Source organism: Phocaeicola sp. RTP21198st1_B8_RTP21198_201120 (genome assembly GCF_040929485.1).
Lineage (GTDB): Bacteria > Bacteroidota > Bacteroidia > Bacteroidales > Bacteroidaceae > Phocaeicola > Phocaeicola dorei.
Map to the genome: position 1 here is coordinate 1 of NZ_JBCOCI010000514.1, position 1,090 is coordinate 1,090.

Here is a 1,090-nt window from a genome sequence, read left to right on the forward strand (position 1 = left end):
GATCAGATGCGATTTCCAATGTTCCGAATACTTTCTCACCAGTCGGGACCTTAGCCCAGTCGATTGAGACTTCTATACGATTTTCTGTAGCAGTTTCTCCGGCTTTTTGACTTAGCAGAATCCAGTTATCTGAAACTGATGCTTTCCATTTCAAAGGAGTCGCTCCTTTATTGAAAACGTCTACGTAATATGATTGACGGAAATATGTGTTGAAAGATGGCAATGAATGGAAGCTTTTCTGCCCTTTCAAAATGTCTTCTCCTTCAGCTAATATACCCAAAGAGGCTGTAGGTGCCAAATTAACCTTCCGCAGAGCCGGGAGTTCAAAGTAGGCTGCGGCAAATCCTTGTTTCATGGTCATTACATGATCCCATTTACCTCCAAGTAATGAGTTATATCCTTTTGTAATTACTTCCAGACTGTCATAACAAGCCTTAGTCATTTTCTCCAATTCTGCGGTAGTTGCCCTTTGCTGAATAGAGTACCAACGATTTCTCTGTCCGTTGAGAATCATACGATTCAACAGTTCACATCCTTTGACCGGATAATATAATGATTGATAATAACATGCCTTCTTATCTTCCGGCAGAGCTTTCAGAATTTTCTCTGCCATATTCCCTATCCGTTGATATTCAGCCAGACGAGTATCCACTTCACGATAATTGGCAAGTGAGAAATCAGTATCTGTATTCCGTTCTCTTCCGTGTTTGTCGGTAGCCCACTGGTAACCCCATCCCATAAACTCCGGTTTACGTGCAAAGGCCAGTTTATAGAAAGAGTTTATTACATCCTGATATTCATTGCGATAATCGTTTCCTAACATGCCACACAACCATTCGGTACGATAATTTGCCGCTCTTTCAAAGTTGAATGAATCAATATCAAAAGCCATCGTCAGGAAGTAATCAACAGCAAATTCACATGATTTGATGTCTCCGGCATTGAGCAGCCAGATACGGTCGGCCGTCAAGTCGTATGCTTTACGTAGTTCTTCATACATTAATGTGGGTGAAGTTGTGTTCATCCAAAGATGATCGTGAGGTTTACCCAGATAAGAAGAATGATAATATACTCCCGAACGTCCGGAACG

1 protein-coding gene is annotated in these 1,090 nt (G+C 41.5%); it reads right to left on the reverse strand.

Annotated features, from left to right (window positions below):
- Positions 1-1,090 (reverse strand): glycosyl hydrolase 115 family protein (locus AB5935_RS27740; protein WP_368328068.1); only part of this gene is annotated, 1,090 nt, incomplete at both ends.